At 71.0% G+C, this 17,021-nt stretch carries 16 protein-coding genes; 6 read left to right on the plus strand and 10 right to left on the minus strand.

Annotated elements, in window-relative coordinates; translation table 11 throughout:
• Positions 1-88 precede the first annotated feature (88 nt).
• Positions 89-1,810 (minus strand): M81 family metallopeptidase, encoded by a 1,722-nt coding sequence (locus F0L46_RS05190; protein ID WP_210247606.1) that lies wholly within the window; start codon positions 1,808-1,810, stop codon positions 89-91.
• On the opposite strand from F0L46_RS05190, the gene F0L46_RS05195 reads away from it, so the two are divergent.
• Entirely contained in the window at positions 1,809-2,240 is a 432-nt protein-coding gene (locus F0L46_RS05195) for a hypothetical protein (RefSeq protein ID WP_149815980.1), read from the plus strand. The two genes, F0L46_RS05190 and F0L46_RS05195, sit on opposite strands and share 2 nt — an antisense overlap.
• A 7-nt stretch (positions 2,241-2,247) precedes the next feature.
• Here F0L46_RS05195 and F0L46_RS05200 read toward each other — a convergent pair whose 3' ends face one another.
• Positions 2,248-3,477 (minus strand): adenylate/guanylate cyclase domain-containing protein, encoded by a 1,230-nt coding sequence (locus tag F0L46_RS05200; RefSeq protein ID WP_149815981.1) that lies wholly within the window; start codon positions 3,475-3,477, stop codon positions 2,248-2,250.
• 80 nt (positions 3,478-3,557) lie between these two features.
• The gene (locus F0L46_RS05205) at positions 3,558-4,736 is read right to left on the minus strand and encodes an aminotransferase class V-fold PLP-dependent enzyme (RefSeq protein WP_149815983.1); all 1,179 of its coding nucleotides are present in this window, start codon (positions 4,734-4,736) and stop codon (positions 3,558-3,560) included.
• Positions 4,737-4,799: 63 nt separating this feature from the next.
• On the opposite strand from F0L46_RS05205, the gene kynA reads away from it, so the two are divergent.
• The gene (gene kynA / locus F0L46_RS05210; protein ID WP_210247607.1) at positions 4,800-5,615 is read left to right on the plus strand and encodes a tryptophan 2,3-dioxygenase; all 816 of its coding nucleotides are present in this window, start codon (positions 4,800-4,802) and stop codon (positions 5,613-5,615) included.
• Positions 5,616-5,661: 46 nt separating this feature from the next.
• On the opposite strand, the gene F0L46_RS05215 is transcribed toward kynA, so the two are convergent.
• Complete coding sequence (locus F0L46_RS05215; protein ID WP_149815986.1) at positions 5,662-6,750, minus strand: TRAP transporter substrate-binding protein; 1,089 nt, start codon at positions 6,748-6,750, stop codon at positions 5,662-5,664.
• A gap of 121 nt (positions 6,751-6,871) precedes the next feature.
• Here F0L46_RS05215 and F0L46_RS05220 point away from each other — a divergent pair, with 121 nt between their 5' ends.
• From F0L46_RS05220 to F0L46_RS05230, 3 genes are all read left to right on the plus strand, one after another.
• Positions 6,872-7,489: a TIGR02466 family protein gene (locus tag F0L46_RS05220; RefSeq protein WP_149815988.1), complete on the plus strand. Its 618-nt coding sequence runs from the start codon at positions 6,872-6,874 to the stop codon at positions 7,487-7,489.
• Between the two features lie 84 nt (positions 7,490-7,573).
• Positions 7,574-10,141: an OmpA family protein gene (locus tag F0L46_RS26050; protein WP_188311864.1), complete on the plus strand. Its 2,568-nt coding sequence runs from the start codon at positions 7,574-7,576 to the stop codon at positions 10,139-10,141.
• An 84-nt stretch (positions 10,142-10,225) separates the two neighbouring features.
• The gene (locus F0L46_RS05230) at positions 10,226-11,161 is read left to right on the plus strand and encodes a Gfo/Idh/MocA family protein (protein WP_149815990.1); all 936 of its coding nucleotides are present in this window, start codon (positions 10,226-10,228) and stop codon (positions 11,159-11,161) included.
• Positions 11,162-11,249: 88 nt separating this feature from the next.
• On the opposite strand, the gene F0L46_RS05235 is transcribed toward F0L46_RS05230, so the two are convergent.
• Both F0L46_RS05235 and F0L46_RS05240 read right to left on the minus strand, forming a co-directional pair.
• On the minus strand, positions 11,250-11,495 hold the full coding sequence (locus tag F0L46_RS05235) for a hypothetical protein (RefSeq protein WP_149815991.1): 246 nt from the start codon (positions 11,493-11,495) through the stop codon (positions 11,250-11,252).
• Between the two features lie 54 nt (positions 11,496-11,549).
• Positions 11,550-12,785, minus strand: a complete 1,236-nt coding sequence (locus F0L46_RS05240; protein ID WP_149815992.1) for a M20/M25/M40 family metallo-hydrolase — start codon at positions 12,783-12,785, stop codon at positions 11,550-11,552.
• A gap of 291 nt (positions 12,786-13,076) precedes the next feature.
• Between F0L46_RS05240 and F0L46_RS05245 the strand changes: the two genes are divergently transcribed.
• Positions 13,077-13,490 (plus strand): DUF1236 domain-containing protein, encoded by a 414-nt coding sequence (locus tag F0L46_RS05245; RefSeq protein ID WP_149815994.1) that lies wholly within the window; start codon positions 13,077-13,079, stop codon positions 13,488-13,490.
• Between the two features lie 104 nt (positions 13,491-13,594).
• On the opposite strand, the gene F0L46_RS05250 is transcribed toward F0L46_RS05245, so the two are convergent.
• The 4 genes from F0L46_RS05250 to rpoD all read right to left on the minus strand — a co-directional run bounded on the left by F0L46_RS05250 (position 13,595) and on the right by rpoD (position 16,857).
• Positions 13,595-14,002: an acyl-CoA thioesterase gene (locus tag F0L46_RS05250; protein WP_149815996.1), complete on the minus strand. Its 408-nt coding sequence runs from the start codon at positions 14,000-14,002 to the stop codon at positions 13,595-13,597.
• Between the two features lie 291 nt (positions 14,003-14,293).
• The gene (locus tag F0L46_RS05255) at positions 14,294-14,572 is read right to left on the minus strand and encodes a DUF2442 domain-containing protein (RefSeq protein ID WP_149815997.1); all 279 of its coding nucleotides are present in this window, start codon (positions 14,570-14,572) and stop codon (positions 14,294-14,296) included.
• Positions 14,573-14,661: 89 nt separating this feature from the next.
• A complete protein-coding gene (locus F0L46_RS05260; RefSeq protein ID WP_149815999.1) occupies positions 14,662-14,835 on the minus strand; it encodes a DUF4160 domain-containing protein in 174 nt (57 codons plus the stop codon).
• Positions 14,836-14,844: 9 nt separating this feature from the next.
• Positions 14,845-16,857 carry an RNA polymerase sigma factor RpoD gene (gene rpoD, locus F0L46_RS05265; protein WP_149816001.1) on the minus strand — a complete coding sequence of 671 codons (2,013 nt, stop codon included), beginning with the start codon at positions 16,855-16,857 and terminating at the stop codon, positions 14,845-14,847.
• Positions 16,858-17,021: the final 164 nt, after the last annotated feature.

A 17,021-nucleotide genomic window follows, 5' to 3' on the forward strand; every position in this document is an offset into this window, starting at 1 on the left:
GTGGCAGCGTGGTGCGTGCTTCGAGACGCGCTCTTCGAGCGCTCCTCAGCATGAGGGGGACGGGAGAAAGCTCCTCCGGGCTAGGCCCTCACGGGCTCCAGGCGGCGTCCGGATCGAGGGGGTAGATCGGGCGTTCCAGCCGGTCGAAGCGCAGGATCGCGTTGTCGGAGGTGGTGACGCCCACGCCGTCGAGGGTGATGTGCGCCTTGGCGAGCGCCGCGAAGCCCGCCCGGTAATGGATCCGGCTCTTCAGGAGGAGGTAGCGGCAATGGCGCGGGTCGATGCCGTTGTTGGTGAAGATGCCGGCGTCCCAGGGCTCGTGATGGTGGGTGGTCACCACGATGCGGATGCCGGCCGTCTCGAACACGGCCGTCGGGCCCGTGGTGACGCGGGTGCCCGTATACATCGGCCCGCGCACGATCCACTCCCCGTCGGAGACGCTGCGCACCACGCCCGTCACCCGCAGGGGCTCGGGACGGGCGCCGATGGAGGGCATCTCCGTCCTGCCCCCCAGATCGAGGGTGAGCGTCGCGCCGGGGCCCGCCGCGATCATCGCCTGGACGGCAGGTGGGTCCCACACGGCCGCGACCGCCACGTCCTCGACGTTCTGCGCGATCAGCTCGCGGATCACCACCATGGAATCCGAGGTGCCGCCCGAGCCCACGTTGTCGGCATGGTCGAGGAGCACGATCGGCGCGTCGTTGATGCCCTTGGCGCGGGCGATGGCCGCCCCGATCGGCTCGTGGCGATAGACGAACTCCTCGCGCTCCTCCCAGGCCCAGGCGAGCAGCCGGTCGCGGGAGGACCGCGCCGCCGCCTCGTCGCCATCCGCCACCACGATGGCCGAGAGGCCCGCCACGGGGATGTCGGCCATGGGGAACCCGCCGAAGACGCTCGCGGCCAGGATGCCGGGGCGCGCCTCCTCGTCCTTGGTCATGGCCTGGAGCGGCCCCATGGGATGGTCGGCGGTGCCCATGCGCAGGGTCTGGGCGAGGAGCGGCAGGCGGCCATAGGCCATGACGGGCCGGCAGCGCCCCGCCATGGCATCGAGGAGGATCGTGCCGGCGCGGCGCCCCATCTCGGCCATGTCGAGGTGCGGATAGGTCTTGTAGCCCACGAGCACGGTGCAGTTCTCGACGACGCGCTCCGTGATGTTGCCGTGCATGTCGAGGGTGACGGCGATGGGAAGGTCGGGCGCGATGCGGCGCATGGCCTCCAGGAGGCCGCCCTCCCCGTCCCAGTCGGGCTCGGCCACCATGGCGCCGTGCAGGTCCAGCATGGCGCAATCGAAGCCGCCCCGCGCGAGCTCCTCCAGGATGAGGCCCGTGAGGTACTCGTAGGCCTCGCGCTGCACGAGTCCCGAGGGCATGGCCTCCGCCGCGACGGGGGTGACGATCTCGGCGCCGTGCGCCTCCGCGAGATCCAGATAGGCGGCGAGCGGGTGGTTGGTGCCCCGGTAGGCCGCGGGCACCGCCTCGCCCTCGTAGAGGCCCCAGGCCCGGAAGCGGGCGAGATCGGTGGGCACGGGGGAGAACGTGTTGGTTTCGTGCTTCAGCATCGCCGCGAGAATGCGCATGGAGCCTCCGATGGCCGCGTTCCCGCGAATGGTGATCCGGCTGCGCCGCCGCGTCCAGGCAAGATTCCGGCCGCATTCGCCCGCATGGCGCGAGATGTCGAACCGGATCGCGGTCCCGTTCGTTGCCAAGCTTGCGACGTTGTGCCTAAATGCTGACAAGTCGAAGAGTATCGCCATGTCGTCCGTTACACCGTCGTCCACCGCGACGACTGCCGCGTCACCAGCCGGCACCATGAGCCTCTCACAGGTCGAGTCCGCCTTCGAGCAAGCCATCGCGGCGGTGCGCGGCGCGAACGACGCGACCCAGGAGAAGGGCTCCGGCGCGGTGTCGTCCGGCGACGGGCTGCAGCAGGACGTCATGAGCCGCGAGGCGGACCTGAGCTGGCTGCGCAGCGAGCTCGCCAACCTGCAGATGATGATCAAGACCGGGGTGAAGCCCGCCGGGTCGGGGTCGAGCGACCCCGCGTCCGAGCCGACGAGCAAGCTGTCGGCGGAGCACAATTCCCTGCTGGCCGAGGCGGAGATGTTGAAGTCCCTGGAGGCGTCGAGCGGCTCGTCGAGCCGGGATCCCGGCGTGCGCACCCTCGAGGAGCGCATCCTCGATCTCCAGATCCGCGTCGCCGAGCTGAAGGTGCGCCTGAGCCAGTCGGTCCGCTCGGTCTAGACGCGGCCTAGACGCGCCTTGGCCGGTAGAGGCGCACCGGCTCGTCGAAGCCCTCCACGGCATGCGGGCCGAGCTCGTCGGGAATGTCCCAGAGGTGGTCGGCGAAGGCCTTCGACATGAGGATGGGCTCGTCGAGCACCCGGTTGAGGCGGCCGATGCGGCTCGCGAGGTTCACGTCGCAGCCGATCACCGTGAAGTCGAGGCGCGAGCCCGAGCCGACATTGCCGTAGGCCGCCTCGCCATGGTGCAGGGCGACGCCGAGGCCGATCGGTCCCGGGAGGACGCCCGCACGGTTGAGCGCCTCGACACCCGCATTCGCCTCCCGCGCCGCCGCGAGCGCCGCATGCGAGGCCCCGCCGGTGTCGTCGCCGCGGTCGCGGAAGATGGCGAGGAGGCCGTCGCCCATATATTTCAGCACCTCGCCGCCCCCCGCCTCGATGGGCGGGACGAGGCAGTCGAAGAAGGTGTTGAGAAGCTCGACCGTCTCCTCCGGCTGCAACCCCGACGACAGGCGGGTATAGCCGCGCATGTCGGCGAACAGCATGGCGGAGCGGATGCGGCTCACCTGCCCGCGCCGGATGGAGCCGCCGAGGATCTCCCGGTGCGGCTCGTCGCCCACATAGATGCGCAAGACGTCGTCGAGCCATTTGTGCGCGGTGCGCACCTCCAGGAGGGCTGCGAGCGCCGGCACGACCTTGCGCAGCACCGTCATGGCGCGCGGCCCGAAGGCGTCGGGCGTACGGGAGGCGAGCGAGATGCCGTTCTCGGTGCCGTTCGTGAAGGCGATCGGGATGCACAGATAGGACTGATGCCCGCCCTCCTTCAGCTCCGCCACGATGCCGAAACGCTCGTCGGGCTCGACCCGCAGGTCGAGGACGAGCCATTCGCCGGTGCGGTGCACGTGGTAGAAGGGGCTCGCCCGGTAGACCTCCATGCGGGCGTCCCCGTGGGGGAAGAAGCGCACCCGCGGCCCGTCCTCCCGGGTCCAGGACCGGCCGATGCCCGCATATTCGGAATGGAGCGCGTCGACCGCGATGGTGATGCGGTCGACCGGCAGCCCGGCGGCGTTCAGGCGCTCGGCGAGGCCGGCCAGAAGCGCGTTGCCGTCGTCGAGCCGCAGGGCGGGACCCAAGAGCCAATCGGCGATCGCCGCTCCCACGCGCTCGGCATCGTGGGGCATGAAGGCCGGGGCGCCGAGGTCGGGGAACGCGGGATCGAGGAGCAGCAGGTCGGACATGCCTTAAGGGTGGGCCCTCGGGGCCGCCGCGGCAAGCCTCGCGGTGCCCACAAGGCCGTGAGGCCGGGCGTTTTCGCCAATCACCCCGCGACGCCGCCGAGCGTTTCGGCAATCCGCCGCGCCGCCCGAGGCGCGTCCTCTGCCGCGTGGTAGAGGCCGAACCCGATCCGCAGCCGGTCGCCCCGCACGTCGGTGACGATCCGCCGGCTGGCGAGCCGCGCGTGGAGATCGGCGGCATCCGCGCGGCGGAAGGTGAGGAAGCTGCCGCGCCGCGCGTCGGCGAGGGGCACGACGAGATCGTCCGGGTGCAGCGGGCCGCGTTCCCCGAGCGCGGCCACGAACCCCTCCTGCAACGCCCGCACATGGGCCCGCACCCGGCCCGCGTCGATGCCGAGGCCCGCGAGCCAGCGCATCACCGCGTTGAAGCGGTAGAGCGAGGTCGGGTCGAAGGTGGCGCCCATGAAGCGGAAGCCGTCCGGCGCATAGGCCACCTCGCCGTTCTGGGAGGCGGCGAGCTCGCTGAAGGCGGCGTACCAGCCCGTCGCCCGCGGCCGGTTCCCGTAGCCCGGCGGGCAATGCATGAACGCGGCCCCCTCCCCGCTCATGGCGTATTTGTAGCCGCCCGAGAGATAGAAGACCCGGTCCGCCACGGGCGCGAGATCGGTGGGGAGCGCCAGGAAGCCGTGATAGCCGTCGATCACCACGAAGGTGTCCCGGTCCGGCACGGCGGCGACGATCCCGGGCAGATCCGTCACCTCGAACCCTGAGCCGAAGAACACCTGGCTGAACAGGACGATGTCGTGCCCGCCCCGCGCCGCGGCCGCCGAGAAGCGCTCGGCGAAGGTCGCATGGGGCTCGGCCGCCACCTCCTCGAGCTCCATCGACCCGTCCTCCACGAGGCGCCAGCTCAGCCGCCGGAAGCTGTGGAACTCCCCGTCGGTCGCGAGCACCCGCACGCGCTGCCCGGGGGAGAAGCAGGACAGGAGCCGCAGCCAGAACTCGAAGGTGTTGGCCGCGAAGACGATCGTTCCCGGGTCGGGCAGGTTGAGATGGCGCACCACGTGCTCCTGCGCCTCGCGCCAGACGGGGCCCATGACATGGCCCCATTTGTCGTCGACGAGGCGGGCCGCGTCGTCCCAGGCCGCGAGCTGCGCGGCGCGGCTCACGTCGGGCCAGAGGTGATGGCTGTGGGCCGCCAGATGCAGGCGCTCCGGGTCGGCGCCGAGGAAGCTTGCGAAGTGGGAGCGCAGGTCGAGCATGGCCCGATGTTGCGCGCGGGGGCGAATTCTTTCAAGCTTCAAACATCTCGCGGAGCAGCGGCCATGACCGACGGCGTGCATACCGACTTCAAGGGCGCGATGAGCTACGGCGACTATCTGGGTCTCGCCGACCTCCTCGCCGTCCAGAAACCGCGCTCGGAGCAGCACGACGAGCTGCTCTTTATCGTCATCCACCAGGTGCAGGAACTGTGGATGAAGCTGTTCCTGCACGAACTCGACGCCGCCATGGCGTGCATCCGGGCCGACGACCTAGGCCCCGCCTTCAAGAACTTCGCCCGCTGCGCCCGGGTCCAGGAGCAGCTGGTGCGGGCCTGGGACGTGCTCTCGACCATGACGCCCGCCGACTATCTCGCCTTCCGCGACGCGCTCGGGCGCTCCTCGGGCTTCCAGAGCTTCCAGTACCGCATGCTGGAGTTCAAGCTCGGGGCCAAGGATCCCGTGATGCTCAGGCCCCACGTCCACCGCCCGGAATGGCACGATCCCCTGCTCGCGGCCTACGAGGCCCCCTCGATCTACGACGAGGCGCTCCGGCTCCTCGCCCGGCGCGGCCTGCCGGTGCCGGACGAGGTGCTGACCCGGGACGTCACGAGCCCCCACAGCCCCCACCCGGGCGTCGAGGCCGTCTGGGAGGAGGTCTACCGCCATTCCGGGGAGACCTTCGATCTCTACGAGCTGGCGGAAGAGCTCGTCGACCTGGAAGACCTGATGCGCCAATGGCGCTTCCGCCACGTCACCACGGTGGAGCGCATCATCGGCATGCGCGGCGGCACGGGCGGGTCGTCGGGCGTGCACTATCTGCGCCGCGTGCTGGAGCACAGCTTCTTTCCAGAGCTGTGGAGCCTCAGGACGAAGCTTTAGGGAGCCGTCGGGGCCCGGCGCGAGCCGGACCCCGCGAGCCGCCGATCTACCCCCTGGCGCGGGCGCGGATCATGAAGCTGTCGAACGAGTACTCCGCCACCTGGAACCAGAGATATTCCTCGTTCCGGAAGGCGCGCAGGTGCTCGTACATGCGCTTGAAGTCCTCGTTCTTGGCGCTGATCTCGTCGTAGGTCTCGTTGGCGGCCTTGAGGGCGGCCTCCATGATCTCCTGCGGGAAGGGGCGCAGCTGCGCGCCGCCGGCCACGAGACGGCGCAGGGCCGCGGGGTTGCGGGCGTCGTATTTGGCGAGCATGTCCATGTTGGCGTGCGAGGCGGCGGCCTCGACGATGGCCTTGTAGGCCTTGGGCAGCTCCTCCCACTTCGCCTTGTTGATCATGAGATGGACGGTCGGCCCGCCCTCCCAGAAGCCGGGATAGTAGTAGAACGGGGCGACCTTGTTGAAGCCGAGCTTCTCGTCGTCGTAGGGGCCAACCCACTCCGCCGCGTCGATCGTGCCGCGCTCCAGCGCCGGGTAGACGTCGCCGCCGGGGATCTGCTGCGGCACGACGCCGAGCTTCTGCATGACCTGGCCCGCGAGCCCGGCGATCCGGAACTTCAGGCCCTGGAGGTCCGCGACCGTCTTGATCTCCTTGCGGAACCAGCCGCCCATCTGCGTGCCGGTATTGCCGTAGGGCACGGCGTGGACGTTGTAGCGGGCGAGGAACGTGTTGACGAGCTCGTTGCCCCCGCCATGGGTCATCCAGGCGTGCTTCTGCCGGGCGTTGAGGCCGAAGGGGATGTCGGCGAACACCGCGAAGGTCGGGTCCTTGCCATAATAGTAGTAGCCCGGCGCCTGGACCATCTCGACGGTGCCGTTGCTCACCGCGTCGAAGGCCTGCGGCATGCCGACGATCTCGCCCGCCGCGAAATGCTGGACCTGGAAGCGCCCGTCGGTCGCGTCCGAGACGTAGCGGCTGAACACCTCGTTGGCGCCGTAGAGCGTGTCGAGGGATTTCGGGAAGCCCGACGAGAGCCTCCATCGGATCTCGGGATTGGCCTGGGCGATGGCTGGACGGGCGAGCGTCGTCGAGCCCGCCGCGACACCCGCGGCGGCGAGAAACTGGCGTCGTTTCATGGTCGCTTCCTCCGGATCCGCCCTGTGATCGAGCGGTGACGCCAGGAGAGCACCGGCGGGAGGGCTTAGCAATGGCGAACCCCGTTTTGACACCCGGGCCCCCGCCTCCTACATCGGCCCGATGCCCCTTCTCGATCCCCTCTTCGTCACCCGCATCTACCAGGCGAACCTCGCCGAGACCGACGCCGATCTCGTGGCCGAGCTCGACGGCGCCTGCCGCTCCATCGCGGAGGACGACAATGCGGGCCAGCGCTGGTGCGAGCGCAACGGCTATCCGGGCTACACGTCCTACGCCTCCCTCGACGACCTGCCCTGGCGCGTGCCCGCCTTCAAGAGGCTCGCCAAGGCGCTGGACCGGCACGTGGCGGCCTTCGCCAAGGAGCTCGAGTTCGACCTCGGCAAACGCAAGCTCGCCCTCGACGCCCTGTGGATCAACGTCCTGCCGCCCGGCGGCATCCACACCTCGCACATCCATCCGCTCTCGGTGGTGTCGGGCACGTTCTACGTGGCGGTGCCGGAGGGGGCGAGCGCGATCAAGTTCGAGGATCCCCGCCTCGGCTTCATGATGGCGGCGCCCCCGCGCAAGGCGAAGGCGCGGCCCGAGAACCGGCAATTCGCCTATATCGCGCCCACGCCCGGGACCGTTCTCCTGTGGGAGAGCTGGCTCCGGCACGAGGTTCCGCTCAACGAGGCGGATGAGGAGCGCATCAGCGTGAGCTTCAACTACGCCTGGAGCTGACCGCCCGGCCGCCCGCCGGGAGGGGAACCATCGCCTCCCCCCGTCGTTGCCTAGGCCATGTTTAGGTCAACGCACGACGGGTTCATGAACACCTCCAAGCTTCTCCTCGCCGGGACCGCCCTGCCCCTGCTGGCCGCTCTCGCGGGCACGCCGGCGGCGGCCCTCACCCGCAGCACGGACGCCCCCATCGTCGTGGCTCAGGGAGCCTCCGACGAGGCGCCCGGCCGCGGCCGCGGCCGCCCCGACGACCTGGGAGGCGGCGGACGAGGCCCGGGCGGCGGCGGAGCCGAGCGCGGCGGTGGTGGCCTGGAGCGCGGCGGCGGCGGCGCGAGCGAGCGTGGCCTTGAACGCGGACAGGGCGGCGGACGCGGCCAGGGCGGCGGCGGAGGTCTCGATGATGCCCCGCGCCGCGGGCCGCCGGGCCTGGAGGGCTCGCCGGGCCCCCGTCGCGCGCCCTCGGCCGAGGATGCTCCGCCCCAGCGCCGTGCGCCCGCGGCCGAGGAGGCGCCCGCGCCCCGCCGCGCCCCGGCCGGCGAGGACGCCGTGCCCCAGCGCCGGAGCCCCGAGACCGCCCCGGCCCGCCCCTCGCCCCTCGATGCGCCCCCGAGCCGCACGCGCCCCGATCCCGAGGCGGCGCCGCAACGTGCGCCCCAGCGGGCGACCCCGCCCGAGGCTCCGACCCGCCCGAGCGCGCCCGAGGTGGCGCCGCCGCGGACCAGCGCGCCCGAGGCGCCCACGCGCCCGACCCGGCCCGAGGCTCCTCCCCCGGCCGCTAGGCCCGAGCCGCGCCCCGAGGCCCCCTCGCCGCGGGCCGTGACCCCGCCCCCGACGGCCCCGAGCCAGGCGGCTCCGACCCCGCGCCCGGCGCCGGCCATTCCGGACGCCGCCGACACGCCGCGGCCCCGCCGCGATCGCCCCGAGACCGCGCCGGGCACCCCCGTGCCGCCGGCCACCACCGCGCCGGGCACGACAGCTCCCGGCACGAGGGCGCCCGGCGCGACGGCTCCAGGCACCACAGCTCCCGGCACCACAGCCCCTGGCGCGACGGCTCCTGGCGCGACGGCTCCTGGCACGGCCGCGCCGCCCGCGACCGCGCCGGACGGTACCCAGCGCCCGCGTCGTGACCGCCCGGAAGCGGCGCCCGGAACCCCCGGCACCGCGGCCCCCAACGCCACGACGGCACCGGACGGCACGCCGCGTCCGCGCCGCGGTGACGGCACCGCCCCCGGCGCGACCGTCCCCGGTACGCCTGCCCCCGGCACGTCTGTCCCTGGAACGCCTGTGCCCGGCACCACGGCGCCCGGAGCGACCGTGCCTGGTACGACCGCGCCCGGCACCGCCGTCCCGCCGGCCACCACGGCGCCTCGGCCGGCTGCTCCCGGGGCCGCAGTTCCCCCGGCGACCACCGCTCCCGGCACCAGCGCTCCTGGCACGGCCGCTCCGTCGCCGACGCCCGGCACGACGAGCCCGCAAAGCGGAACCGTCGCCCCGGCTCCCGGCCAGCAGCCCGGCACGATCACGGGCCCGGTGAACCGCGGCCCCCTTCCCCCGGGCCAGCCCCCCGTCACCGTCAACCCGGCCCCGGGCGCCCAGCCCGGCGTGATCACCGGCCCGGTGCTGCGCGGCGGCGCGGCGGTGGTTCCCGGCCTCCTCCGGCCCACCGATCCCGTCGAGATCGAGCGCCGGCGCGTGGAGACCGAGCGCTTCGGCGGCGGCATCACGCGCGGGGACGCCAATGTCGACGTCAGAATCGACGAGCTGCGGGGCTTGCGCCGCGAGCGCGTCGAGGAGGGCGGCCGTCGGGTGATCATCGAGGAGCCCGGCAACCGCGTCATCGTGCGCGAGGGCGACCGCTACATCATCCGCCACGACGAGACCGACCGCTTCCGGCGCGCCTACGACAATTCGGACGTGCGGGTCGAGCGCCGCGGCGCCGACGAGGTCACGATCGTGCGCCGCCCCAACGGCGTCGAGATCGTCACGGTCCGTGACGAGTACGGCAACCTGCTGCGCCGCGTGCGCCGCGAGCCCGCCGGCCAAGAGGTGGTGATCATCGAGAACGCCCCGCGCGACCGCCGGCGCACCGAGTTCGAGGAGGTGGTCGAGCTGCCGCCGGCTCGCGTGACGATCCCGCGCGAGAAGTATGTCGTGGAGGTGGAGCGCGCCACGCAGGAGGATCTCGTCGAGGCCTTCACCGCGCCGCCGGTGGAGCGCGTGCAGCGCTCCTACACCCTCGACGAGGTGCGCCAGAGCCCGGCGCTCCGCGAGCGGGTCCGCCGCGTCGACGTCGACACGGTGACCTTCGCCTCCGGGTCGTGGCGCCTCGACGAGAACCAGATCGGCGCGCTCACGGGCCTCGCCCGGGCGATCCTCACGGCGATCCAGCGCAACCCGGCCGAGGTGTTCCTCATCGAGGGCCACACCGACGCGGTGGGCGCCGACGTGGACAACCTGACCCTGTCCGACCGTCGCGCCGAGACCGTGGCGACGATCCTCACCGAGCGCTTCAACGTGCCGGCCGAGAACCTCACCACCCAGGGCTACGGCGAGCAATACCTGAAGATCAACACCCAGGGCCCCGAGCGCGAGAACCGGCGCGTCACGATGCGCCGCATCACCCCGCTCCTGCGCGGCGCGCAGCAGCAGCAGTAAGCCGTGCGTTCCCGCCCTCCCCCGGCCGCGTGCCGGGGGAGGGTTTCTCTTTGGCAGACACGTTCCTGAAGGGGGAAGGACGTCATGCGCGCCCATCGCATCGGCATCGTCGGCTACGGCAAGATCGCCCAGGACCAGCACGTCCCCGTCATCAAGGGCGGCGACGCCTTCGTGCTCGTGGCGGTCTCGAGCACCCGGGGCGCCGGTCCGCCGGGCCTCGACCGGATCTTCCGCGATTATCGCGACATGCTCGCCATGGGCGATCTCGACGCGGTCGCGATCTGCACCCCGCCGAACGTGCGCCACGCCATCGCCCGCGACGCGCTTGCCGCCGGCAAGCACGTGATGCTGGAGAAGCCTCCCGCCGCGACCTTGAGCGAGCTGGAGGACCTCGCCCGGCGGGCGTCGGCGGCCAACCTCACTCTGTTCACCACCTGGCACTCCCAGGCCAATGCGGGCGTCGACGAGGCCCGCCGCCGCCTGCAGGGCCAGCGCGTGCGGCGCCTTGCAATCACCTGGCGCGAGGACGTGCGCCGCTGGCATCCGGGCCAGACCTGGATCTGGGAGGCGGGCGGCTTCGGCGTGTTCGATCCCGGGATCAACGGGCTCTCGATCCTGACCAAGATTTTTCCCGACCCGATCTTCGTGCAGGCGGCGACGCTGAGCTTTCCCGCGAACGCCGACGCGCCCATCGCGGCCGATCTCGTCTTCTCGACCGGACGGGGCGAGGAGGACCTGCGCGCGAATTTCGACTGGCGCGAGGACGGCCCGCAGATCTGGGACATCGTCGTCGAGACCGAGGCGGGACAGACCCTGCACCTCGCCGAGGGCGGCAGCCGGCTTTCCGTCGACGGCCGCGAGGTCGTGGCGCAGCCGCCCGCCGAGTACGAGGGCCTGTACGCCCGCTTCGGCGAGCTCATCAATGCCGGCACCTCGGAGGTGGACGCCGCCCCCTTCAGGCTCGTCGCCGACGCCTTCATGATCGGCCGCCGGGTGCAGGTCGAGCCGTTCACGGAGTAACGGATGGGCGGTGAGGCCGTCCTGTCGTGGAGCCTGCGGGCGCAGGGATGCGGTGCCGTCGACGCGGCATCTGACCCGAGCCCGGCTCTTATGGCCCCTGCAGGCTCTCGAAGAGCCCCTGCAGCGTCGTGGGATCGAGGACGTAGCCGCTGTCGGCGCGGATGAAGGGCTCCTTGCCGGCAGGCGCCTCCTCGGTCATCGCGTATTGCACCGCCTCGCGTAAGGAACCGAAGCTCTGGGAGGCGGCCCAGTCGGCGTCGGCAGGCGGGTCCGAGAGGTCGGCGGCCCGGTATTGCAGGCGGGCCGGGGCGGCGAGGTCGGTGGGGGTCAGCATGGGCGCGCTCCTCGGCACGAGACGGCGGAGGAACGCGCCGCCGCCCCTCCCGGTTCAGCCCTCGACCACGCCCGCCACGGCAAGCGCCGTCACCAGGCCCGCCGCCATGCCGCGCACGCTCGCCTCCGGCTCCACGTCGATCCATTCGTCGAGGGAGTGGTAGCGCCCGCCCTGCCCGCCCGAGCCGACGCGGATCGCCGGGATGCCGAGGCTCAAGGGGATGTTGGCGTCGGTCGACGAGGTGACGAGATCGGGCTCGAAGCCATGGGCCCGCATGCCGGCCAACGCGAAGCGCACGAGGTCCGAGCCCCGGTCCCCCTGCCCGCCCGGCCGGTCGCCGATGATCGTCAGCTCCACCGTGACGGCCCCGTTCGCCGTCGAGCGGGCATGGTTCTCGGCCTCCACCGCCGCGGCCACGATGGCGCGAAAGCGCCGGTCGAGGCGCTCCAGCTCGTCCATGGACTCGGAGCGCAGGTCGACCTCCAGGGCGGCCGCGTTCGGGATGGCGTTCACCGAGGTGCCGCCCGACACCACGGTGGCGGCATGGGTCGTGCGGGGCGTGCGCGGCACCGCGACCCGCGACAGCTCCAGCACGGTCTGGGCCAGGGCATGCATCGGGTTCACCGTGCCGAAATCCATGAGGCTGTGCCCGCCCGGCCCCCGGAAGGTCGCCCGAAAGCGCCGCGAGGCGATGCCGCCGGTCACGAGCGTGTCCATGTCGGGCCCGTCCACCGTGACGAAGGCCCTCACCCGGTCGCGGTAGCGGCTCTCGGCGAAGAAGCGGCGCACCCCGCGCAGGTCGCCCGGCCCCTCCTCGCCGACATCGCCCAGGACGACGATGTCGGCCTGGGTCTTCACGCCGGCCGCATCCATAGCCCGCAGCCACGCGAGCAGCACGGCGAGGCTGCGGGTGTCGTCGCCGACGCCGGGCGCGAGAAGCCGCGTGCCCTCCCGGCGCACCCGCACGTCCGTGCCGGCGGGAAACACCGTGTCGAGATGGGCCGCGAGCACCACCACCTCGCCGTTGCCGGAGCCCCGGCGGACCCCGAACACGTTGCCCTCCCGGTCCGCCTCCACGTCCGCGAGCCCGTGGCTCTCCAGCATGGCGCGGTAGGCCTCGGCCCGGGGCGCCTCGCCGAAGGGCGGCGACGGGATCTCGGTGAGCGTGACGATGTCGTCGACCGTGCGCTGGTGCTCGGCCCTCAGGGTCTCGATCATGGACGCGTAAGCGGGGCTTTCCATGAGGCGGCGGATGGCGGCGTCGTGGGACGAGGGCGTGGGATCGGGCATGGATGACCTCCGGATCCGACCGCCCTACGCGAAAAACGCGCCTCCATCCAGCGTTGCCGAACGCAAGATTTGGACGCCTGGACCGCATCGTGGGTCAATTCGCGTTCCTTGCGGACCCCAGTCCCATGTCTTCGTTGCGCGGCGCACCTGCGCGCATGGCGGGATTTCAGGTTCTCGGGCCTCTGTCGGCCTGTTCCAGGGCAGGAAAGAGACCGAAATCGCCTGTGGATGGTTGGGAACCCCTGCATTCGTGAATCGTTCTGACTCTCGACAACCAGGGAGACATTCTCAATGCGTCACATTCTTCTTGCCGCCACCGCCGCCGCTGCCCTCACCATGAGCGGCGCGGCCTTCGCTCAGAACGGCCAGGGCGGCGCTGCCGCCGGCGCGGCCACGGGTGCCGTGGGCGGCGCCATCGTCGGCGGCCCCGTGGGCGCCGTGGTCGGCGGCGCGGTCGGCGCGATCGCCGGCGGCCTCTCGGCCCAGCAGGCTCCGGAGTTCCGCCAGTACGTCGTCCGTCAGGACGTCCCGTCCTACCGCTACCAGAACGAGGTCACGGTCGGCACGGTGCTCCCCGCCGACGGTGTCCGCTACTACGAGGTGCCCGAGCAGTACGGCGCGCGCGACTATCGCTACACGGTCGTGAACGACCAGGTGGTGCTCGTCGACCCCCGTTCGCGCCGCATCGTGCAGGTCGTCCGCTAAGCTCGCCAGAGCCTGAGCAACCGGGAAAGGCGGGCCTCAACGGCCCGCCTTTTTCGCATGGGCGGCCGTCGCGGGTTCCCAGCGGCGCGAGACGGCCCGAGCCGCTACCCCTCCAGAACGGGGATCGGGCGCGGACGGCCCTCGTCGTCGATGGCGACGAAGGTGAAGGTCGCGTCCGTGACCTTCTCGCGCACATTGGTGCGAAAGCGCTGCGACCACGCCTCGACATGGATCTTCATCGAGGTGCGGCCCACTGACTCCACCTGCGTGTAGACGCACAGCACGTCGCCCACCTTCACGGGCCGGATGAAGGTCATGGCCTCCAGCGCGATCGTCACCACGCGCCCCTGCGCCCGCTCGACCCCCGCGATGCCCCCGGCCTGATCCATCTGCGACAGCACCCAGCCGCCGAAGATGTCCCCGTTGGCATTGGTGTCCGCCGGCATCGCGATGAGCCGCACGGTGAGCTCGCCGCGGGGAAAGGGGGCGTCGATGTGGTTGCGGTCGGCCATGGCAAGACGCAGTGGTGAGGGACGGCCGTGCTTAGCACACGCCGCCGGCGGCGCGCGACTCCCCTCTCCCGATAGGAGAGGGGTTGGTGGTGAGGGTGGCCAGGCTGGACCAGCTCTCTCGAACCCTTTTGCCTGTCATGGCCGGGCCTGACCCGGCCATCCAGTCGACATGTGGACCTGGGTCCCCGGGTCAAGCCCGGGGGTGACAGGAGCGCGGCAGTGAGGTGGTGCGAACCTTCGAGCGTGTAACCCTGAAACCCCGGTCCCGCGCCCATCCGCGAGAGGCGCAGATCACGCGGCGTCGGCTCCGCGTCGGAGGAGCCCGGCCTCCCGCATGTCGGCATGGAGGGCGATCGGGTCGACGTCGTAGCCGTTGGGCCAGGCCAGCGCCCCGAGCTCGATGAAGGCGCGCGCGAAGAACGCCGGGTCTCGCAGGGGCTCGATCATCGAGCCGCCGACGGCGAGGTCGGGGCCGAAATCGTAATCACCGACCATGCCGTCGGAAAAGGCGACCCGCAGGCGGTGGCCGCCCAGGGGCTCGACACGCAGGATCTTCACAAGCGCGATCATCAGACGTCGGCTCCCGGGATCCGCTCGAAGGGCTCGTTCAGCCTCCCACGTTCCCAATTGGCCATCAACCGATCGCGTTCTCGCTGAATTCAGTCGCCCACGATCCGTCGTGCGGTGGCGGGCAGGGAGCCGGCGATCACCTCGCCGGTCTCGATCTCGAACAGCGCCTCGTGGCCCTGGTAGAAGGCATGCAGATGCGGCGGGTTGTGATCGCGCCAGTACATCTGGATGACGATGCCGAAGAAGATGGAGATCGTCGGGATCGTCCAGGATCAGTTATCCAGGAAGCTCCTGAGCTTCCGCGACCGTGACGGGTGCTTCAGCTTCCTCAGCGCCTTCGCCTCGATCTGGCGGATGCGCTCGCGGGTCACCGAGAACTGCTGGCCGACCTCTTCGAGCGTGTGGTCGGTGTTCATGCCGATGCCGAAGCGCATGCGCAGCACGCGCTCCTCGCGGGGCGTGAGCGAGGCGAGCACGCGGGTCGTGGTCTCGCGCAGGTTCGACTGGATCGCCGCGTCGATGGGCAGGATCGCGTTCTTGTCCTCGATGAAGTCGCCGAGGTGGGAGTCCTCCTCGTCGCCGATGGGCGTCTCGAGCGAGATCGGCTCCTTGGCGATCTTGAGGACCTTGCGAACCTTCTCGAGCGGCATGGCGAGCTTCTCGGCCAGCTCCTCCGGGGTCGGCTCGCGGCCGATCTCGTGGAGCATCTGGCGCGAGGTGCGCACGATCTTGTTGATCGTCTCGATCATGTGCACGGGGATGCGGATCGTGCGGGCCTGGTCGGCGATCGAGCGGGTGATCGCCTGCCGGATCCACCACGTGGCGTAGGTGGAGAACTTGTAACCGCGCCGGTACTCGAACTTGTCCACCGCCTTCATGAGGCCGATATTGCCCTCCTGGATCAGGTCCAGGAACTGCAGGCCGCGGTTCGTGTACTTCTTGGCGATGGAGATCACGAGGCGCAGGTTGGCCTCGATCATCTCCTTCTTGGCCTGGCGGGCCTCCTTCTCGCCCTTCTGCACCATCGAGACGATCTTGCGGAACTCGTGGATCTCGAGCCCGGTCTCGCTTGCCAGTGTATGGATGTTCTCGCGCAGGTCGTGGATGCCGTCCTTGCCGTTGGCCACGAAGTCGCGCCAGCCGCGCGCGCCGAGCTTCGAGACGCGCAGCACCCATTTCGGGTCGAGCTCCGAGCCCTGGTACTGGCGCAGGAACTCGTCGCGGGCGACGCCGTAGGACTCGGCGAGCCGCATCAGGCGGCCCTCATACGAGATGAGCCGCTTGTTGATGTCGTAGAGCTGCTCGACCAGGGCCTCGATGCGGTTGGCGTTCAAGGAGAGGGACTTCACGTCCGCGACGATCTCCTCCTTGAGCTTCTTGTATTTCCGCTCCTGGGCCGGGGTGAGCTGCTTGTTCTGGAGCCGCTGCTCCACGTGCTCCACCTGGAGGCGGCGCAGCTTCTTGTAGTTGTCGGCGATGCGGTCGAACGTCTCCAGGACCCGGGGCTTGAGCTCGGATTCCATGGCCGACAGGGAGACGTTGTTCTCCATGTCGTCGTCGTCCATGTCCCCGCCCTCGGGCGGGACCGGCGGCTCGGGCTCGTCGAGGCCGTCGCCCGTGGCAAGGCCGGTCTCGCCGCCCATCACCTCGGCGGGCGTGCCCTTGCCCTCCGGGTCGGCATAGGTCGCCTCGAGGTCGATGATGTCGCGAAGCAGCACCCGGCCCTCGACGAGCTCGTCGCGCCAGATGATGATGGCCTGGAAGGTGAGCGGGCTCTCGCAGAGCCCCGCGATCATCGCCTCGCGGCCGGCCTCGATGCGCTTGGCGATCGCGATCTCGCCCTCGCGGGAGAGCAGCTCCACCGACCCCATCTCGCGCAGGTACATGCGCACCGGATCGTCCGTCCGGTCGGTGGGCTCCTTGGTGGTCTCGGGGCGAACCGCGACGGCGCGGGCGGGCGCGGGCTCGGCCTCGCCGTCCGAATCGTCCTCGCCGTCGGCGGCCGCGGCTTCGCCGCCCTCGGCCTGGCCCTCCTCGGATTCCTCCGAATCGACGACGGTGATCCCCATCTCCGAGAGCTGGGCGAACACGTCCTCGATCTGGTCGGAGGTGAACTCCTCCGGCGGCAGAACCTCGTTGAGCTCGTCATGGGTGACCCAGCCGCGCTTCTTGGCGGCCTTGATCATCTTGCGTACGGCCTGATCCGTCAGGTCGAGGAGCGGGCCGTCGGCCTGGGCCTCGGGAGCTGCTTCCGTCTCGTCGCGTTCGGTCGCCTTCGTCGCCATGGATTCTCGCCACTCCGCGCGGCTCCGCCGCGCCTCAAACGTCATTCGCCTGTCGCATGAAGCCTGGACGCATGATCCGGGCACGGGCCCGGCCGCACGGGCCCGGTTTGAGGCGATCAGACACCAAGTCCGCTTGTCGAACCGTTAACCATCCCCCGGAACGG

The organism is Salinarimonas soli (genome assembly GCF_008386575.1).
In the GTDB taxonomy this organism is placed as follows: Bacteria; Pseudomonadota; Alphaproteobacteria; order Rhizobiales; family Beijerinckiaceae; genus Salinarimonas_A; species Salinarimonas_A soli.

Excerpts from the sequence above, each read along its gene's own strand:
- F0L46_RS05195 (WP_149815980.1), top strand. The coding sequence starts at position 1,809 with ATGAGCCTCTCACAGGTCGAGTCCGCCTTCGAGCAAGCCATCGCGGCG.
- F0L46_RS05190 (WP_210247606.1), bottom strand. The coding sequence starts at position 1,810 with ATGGTGCCGGCTGGTGACGCGGCAGTCGTCGCGGTGGACGACGGTGTA.
- F0L46_RS05200 (WP_149815981.1), bottom strand. The coding sequence starts at position 3,477 with ATGTCCGACCTGCTGCTCCTCGATCCCGCGTTCCCCGACCTCGGCGCC.
- F0L46_RS05205 (WP_149815983.1), bottom strand. The coding sequence starts at position 4,736 with ATGCTCGACCTGCGCTCCCACTTCGCAAGCTTCCTCGGCGCCGACCCG.
- kynA (WP_210247607.1), top strand. The coding sequence starts at position 4,800 with ATGACCGACGGCGTGCATACCGACTTCAAGGGCGCGATGAGCTACGGC.
- F0L46_RS05215 (WP_149815986.1), bottom strand. The coding sequence starts at position 6,750 with ATGAAACGACGCCAGTTTCTCGCCGCCGCGGGTGTCGCGGCGGGCTCG.
- F0L46_RS05220 (WP_149815988.1), top strand. The coding sequence starts at position 6,872 with ATGCCCCTTCTCGATCCCCTCTTCGTCACCCGCATCTACCAGGCGAAC.
- F0L46_RS26050 (WP_188311864.1), top strand. The coding sequence starts at position 7,574 with ATGAACACCTCCAAGCTTCTCCTCGCCGGGACCGCCCTGCCCCTGCTG.
- F0L46_RS05230 (WP_149815990.1), top strand. The coding sequence starts at position 10,226 with ATGCGCGCCCATCGCATCGGCATCGTCGGCTACGGCAAGATCGCCCAG.
- F0L46_RS05235 (WP_149815991.1), bottom strand. The coding sequence starts at position 11,495 with ATGCTGACCCCCACCGACCTCGCCGCCCCGGCCCGCCTGCAATACCGG.
- F0L46_RS05240 (WP_149815992.1), bottom strand. The coding sequence starts at position 12,785 with ATGCCCGATCCCACGCCCTCGTCCCACGACGCCGCCATCCGCCGCCTC.
- F0L46_RS05245 (WP_149815994.1), top strand. The coding sequence starts at position 13,077 with ATGCGTCACATTCTTCTTGCCGCCACCGCCGCCGCTGCCCTCACCATG.
- F0L46_RS05250 (WP_149815996.1), bottom strand. The coding sequence starts at position 14,002 with ATGGCCGACCGCAACCACATCGACGCCCCCTTTCCCCGCGGCGAGCTC.
- F0L46_RS05255 (WP_149815997.1), bottom strand. The coding sequence starts at position 14,572 with ATGATCGCGCTTGTGAAGATCCTGCGTGTCGAGCCCCTGGGCGGCCAC.
- rpoD (WP_149816001.1), bottom strand. The coding sequence starts at position 16,857 with ATGGCGACGAAGGCGACCGAACGCGACGAGACGGAAGCAGCTCCCGAG.